Genomic DNA, 4,071 nt, shown 5'->3' on the forward strand with positions numbered 1-4,071 from the left:
TCGCGTCGGAGCCGCGACAGCCGTCGAAAGACGCGCTGGACGCGCCGGCGCCGGTCGAAACGGTTCAGCCGGATTTCTCCGGCGTTGTGGTGCCCTTGCGGCCGCTGACGCAGCCGTCCTCGCTTCCGAACTTGGTTGCGCCAAGTGTCGCGACCTCGGGGCTTTCAACGGCTGGCCGCGCCGCGCCGCGCGCCGAGCCGGAGGCTGCCGTCGCCGGGGGAGGCGAGGAGGGCGAGGAGGCTCTGGTCGCGCTGTCGCCCCATGAGCGTTCCGCCTTTCGCGAAATCGCCCGCGCCCTGGGCGCGCGGGGACCGACGGGTCCCGCCGAGGGCGCCGCGGATCAGGCTGGCGCGCCGGACGCGCCGCTGCTCGCGCCGGAGCTGGAGCGCGCTCCCGTCGTCGACGCCGGTCTGTTTGAAGCGCTTCCGGCCGGGGTGGTCGTGCTTGGCGGCGGCGAGCCGCTCTACGCCAACCGCCTTGCGCTCGACTGGCTGGGCCATGCCGATCTCGCCGCCTTCGCCGCGGCGGGCGGGCTGCGCTCGGCCAGCCGTTTCGCCGCCGCCGATCTCGCGGCGGGACAAAAGCGCACGCTGCTGCTGCGGGCCGCGACGGGCGAGGCCTTTTCCGCCGACGCCCATTGCGAGAAAGTCGATTGGAACGGCCGGCCGGCTGAGCTTGTGACGCTGATTCGCCCCTCGGCCTCGGCGCTGGAGCAGCGCATCGGCGTGATCGAGGCGAGCCTCCGGCAGCGCGAATCGGAAATCGACGAGATCCAGTCCATGCTGGAGGCGGCCTCCGACGGCGTCGCCCTGGTCAATGCGGATGGAATCCTGCTCGGCCTCGACAAGGCGGCGGAGGCTCTGCTCGATTACGACCGTAACCAGGTCGCCGGCGAGAACTTCACTTTGCTGCTGGCGCGCGAATCCCATGTCTCCGCGCTGGATTACTTCGCCCGCGCCAAGGTCGGCGCGGAAAAGCGCGGTCGCGAGGCGGTCGGGCGCACGCGGCAGGGCGCCGCCGTGCCGCTTCACCTGACCTTCGGCCGGCTCGGCCCGGCGGCGGACGGCAAATTTTGCCTGATCCTGCGCGACATGAGCCATTGGCGCCAAACCGAGCGCGCGATGGAGGAAGCGCGCGGGCAGGCCGAGCGTGACAGCCGGGCCAAATCGGAATTCCTGGCCAAGGTGAGCCACGAGATCCGTACGCCGCTCAACGCCATTCTCGGCTTCGCCGAAGTCATCATGGACGAGCGGTTCGGGCCGGTCGGCAACGAGCGTTACAAGGATTATCTGCGGGACATCCACGCCTCGGGCTCTCATGTGATGAGCCTGGTCAACGATCTGCTCGATCTCTCCAAGATCGAGGCGGGCAAGCTGGAGCTGTCCTTCGCGGCGGTGGACGCCAATCGGATCGTGTCGGAATGCGTCTCGATGATGCAGCCGCAGGCCAATCGCGAAAAGGTCATCACGCGGCTGGCGCTGGCCGCGCGGCTGCCGGCGATCCAGGCCGACGAGCGCTCGCTGCGCCAGATCGTGCTGAACATTCTCGCCAATGCCGTGCGCTACAACGAGCCGGGCGGGCAGGTCATCGTCTCGACGGCGCTGACCGATTCCGGCCATGCCGCGCTGCGGGTCAAGGACACCGGCGTCGGCATGACGGAAAGCGAATTGCGCACGGCGCTGGAGCCGTTCCGCCAGGTCGCGCCGGCGCGCGAGGGCGGCACCGGACTCGGCCTGCCGCTGACCAAGGCGTTGGCCGAGGCCAATGGCGCCAGCTTCTCGATCCGAAGCCGCAAGAATGAAGGCACTCTGGTCGAGGTGGTGTTCCCCCTTGCCGCCGGGGCGGTCTCGGCCGGCGGCGCCATGGGTTAGATGGGATGGGGATAGGTTGCTTGGGATAGGAGAGCGCGATGGACGCGGCGATGCGCGAGCGACTGACTCTGGCCGGCCTGACCGCCGCGGACATTGACTGGTTCGAGTCCTTCGGCTGCGACGATTCGCGGGTGCCCAAGCCGCGCGCGGACCAGATCGCGGATTACCGCCGCCGCGAAGCCGCGCTTAACGCCAGCATCGCCCCTCTGAGCTTCGCCGAACGGGGCGAGTCAAGCGAAGGCCGCCTTGCGGCGGCCATCGGAGCGCGGATCGCGGACGCCGAGGACGAGGCCGCCGGCGATAGTGACGAGAACTAGACGGCTCAGCCGTCCGGCGTGATGCGGACGCCGGCGCGGAATTCCTGGCTCGACAGATTCGAGCCGAGATTCAGATAGCGATAGCCGACATCCAGCTTCAGCATGCTGGAAATGTCGTAGGAGAAGCCAGCCATCAGGGCATAGGCGAAATTATAGTCGGTGATGTTGATGCCGGCGTTGTTGGCGTAACCGAGGTGGAAACACGGAACGCCCGCAATCCCGGTATTGCCGCCGCAGAAGCTGTTGCCGTCGCCATATGGCGTCCCGTTGATGAAGCGGTAGGTGACGTTCGCCTGGGTATGGACATAGGCGAGGCCGGCGCCGGCGCCGATATAGGGCGTCAGTCCGTACCAGTGGCCGAGGTCGAGATAGGCGTTCAACAGATAGGCGTTGGCCGTGACCTTGTACCAGGGATTGGCCGTGCAGGTGATCGCATAGACATTGGCGGGATTGGCCGAGTCGATCGCGACGGGGCAGCCCGGCGGCGTGAGCGATCCGAAGGCGGAGCTGGCGGGCACGCTCTGGCCCATCCCCGCGCCTTCCAGCACGATCATCTTCGTCTGCTTGACCGGCGTCATATAGTCGAAGGTGGCGTCGATGCGGAAGAACGGGTTGAACTGGTAGCCCGCGCCGATCGTCGCGCCGAAATTGGTGTTGCTGAGCGAGCCGAACGTATTGGAGTTGAAGGTCGCGTCATAGACATTGGCGTCGGCGCGCAAATACCAGCCTGAGCCGAGTTCGACGATCGGGGAGGCCTCGGGTTCATAGACGGGCGGCAAGCTCAGATCGGCCGCCCGGGCCGCGAGCGTTCCGCCGGCTGACCAGGCCATGAGGGCGGCGGCGGCCGCATGAATGGTCCTACGCATGTCTATCCTCTTCGACTGCCGATGCGCGACGCTGCGCCAATCGTGGAAAGACTGTGAAGGAAGAGGGTTAATCGCGACTTAATCTTAACGCCCTGTTCGCCAAAAATTTTCAGGAAGAATTTGTTTTTTCGGCTGTTGCGGCGCACCAAACGGGCGCGCGACAACGCTTCTGAAAAGCAAACGCCTTCCGCGCGGACGCGGAAGGCGGCGAAGCGGGAAAGACGCTTTCGATCAGTAGCGGGTCTGCAGCACCGGGACCGCGACGACGGCCGGCGTGAACCAGCGCAGGCCGAACATGAGATCGTTCGAGGCCATGTCGAAGCTCTGGATCTCGCCGTGGCAGCTGCCGTTGGCGGTGTAGTTGCAGCTGATCGCGCCGGTCTTGAACGTGCCCATGTTGACGTAGCGATAGGAGACGTCGAACTTGAGATTCGGGGCGATGGAATAAGCGACGCCGCCGGTGAGCGACCAGGCGAAATTGGTGCCGGTGTAATTGTTCGCGAAGCCGAAGGCGCCGGCGGTCGGATAGAGGCCGGTGTCCTTGACCCCGGAGGTTTGATAGACGGCGAGGCCGACGCCGCCGCCGACATAGGGCGTGAAGCCGTACCAGGTGCCGATGTCGACATAGCCATTGGCCAGGAACAGGCCGGTCTTGACCTGGCCGGTATATTGGTCGCCGCAGACCAGGCCCGAGCCGGGATAGCAGCCCGAAGTGTTGGTGATCGCGTCGCCCCATTGATAGGTGACGCTGGAATTGTAATTGGCCGAACCGCGATATTCGCCGGTGAGATCGGCGCGGAACCATTGGTTGAACTGCCAGCCGAGGCCGACGCCGAGGAAATAGCTGTCGCCGATGCTGACCGGGCCGTCAGTGGCGCCAAGGGTGGCCAGCGTGTTGCCGTCGGTGAAGGTCGAGCGCAGATTGGTGGCGGAGACCGCGCTGACGCCGATGTCGGCGCGCATATAGAAGCCGACCGGCTCCTCGACCGGACCGCGCAGCGGCGGCGGCTCCAGTTG

At 66.4% G+C, this 4,071-nt stretch carries 4 protein-coding genes; 2 read left to right on the plus strand and 2 right to left on the minus strand.

The window, feature by feature from the left end; genetic code table 11:
• The coding region (locus ACE3S9_RS16050; RefSeq protein WP_374547484.1) for a PAS domain-containing sensor histidine kinase at window positions 1-1,871 on the plus strand (1,871 nt) is incomplete at its 5' end.
• A 38-nt stretch (window positions 1,872-1,909) separates the two neighbouring features.
• Window positions 1,910-2,188 (plus strand): hypothetical protein, encoded by a 279-nt coding sequence (locus tag ACE3S9_RS16055; RefSeq protein WP_374547485.1) that lies wholly within the window; start codon window positions 1,910-1,912, stop codon window positions 2,186-2,188.
• A 5-nt stretch (window positions 2,189-2,193) separates the two neighbouring features.
• On the opposite strand, the gene ACE3S9_RS16060 is transcribed toward ACE3S9_RS16055, so the two are convergent.
• Window positions 2,194-3,054: an outer membrane protein gene (locus ACE3S9_RS16060; protein ID WP_374547486.1), complete on the minus strand. Its 861-nt coding sequence runs from the start codon at window positions 3,052-3,054 to the stop codon at window positions 2,194-2,196.
• Window positions 3,055-3,285: 231 nt separating this feature from the next.
• Window positions 3,286-4,071, minus strand: a 786-nt coding sequence (locus ACE3S9_RS16065; protein WP_374547487.1) for an outer membrane protein, incomplete at its 5' end; no start/stop codon positions are given.

It is taken from the genome of Rhodoblastus sp. (genome assembly GCF_041915505.1).
Taxonomy (GTDB): domain Bacteria; phylum Pseudomonadota; class Alphaproteobacteria; order Rhizobiales; family Beijerinckiaceae; genus Rhodoblastus.

What these genes read in the sequence shown, in the direction of transcription:
- ACE3S9_RS16055 (WP_374547485.1), top strand. Translation starts at nt 1,910, where the DNA reads ATGGACGCGGCGATGCGCGAGCGACTGACTCTGGCCGGCCTGACCGCC.
- ACE3S9_RS16060 (WP_374547486.1), bottom strand. Translation starts at nt 3,054, where the DNA reads ATGCGTAGGACCATTCATGCGGCCGCCGCCGCCCTCATGGCCTGGTCA.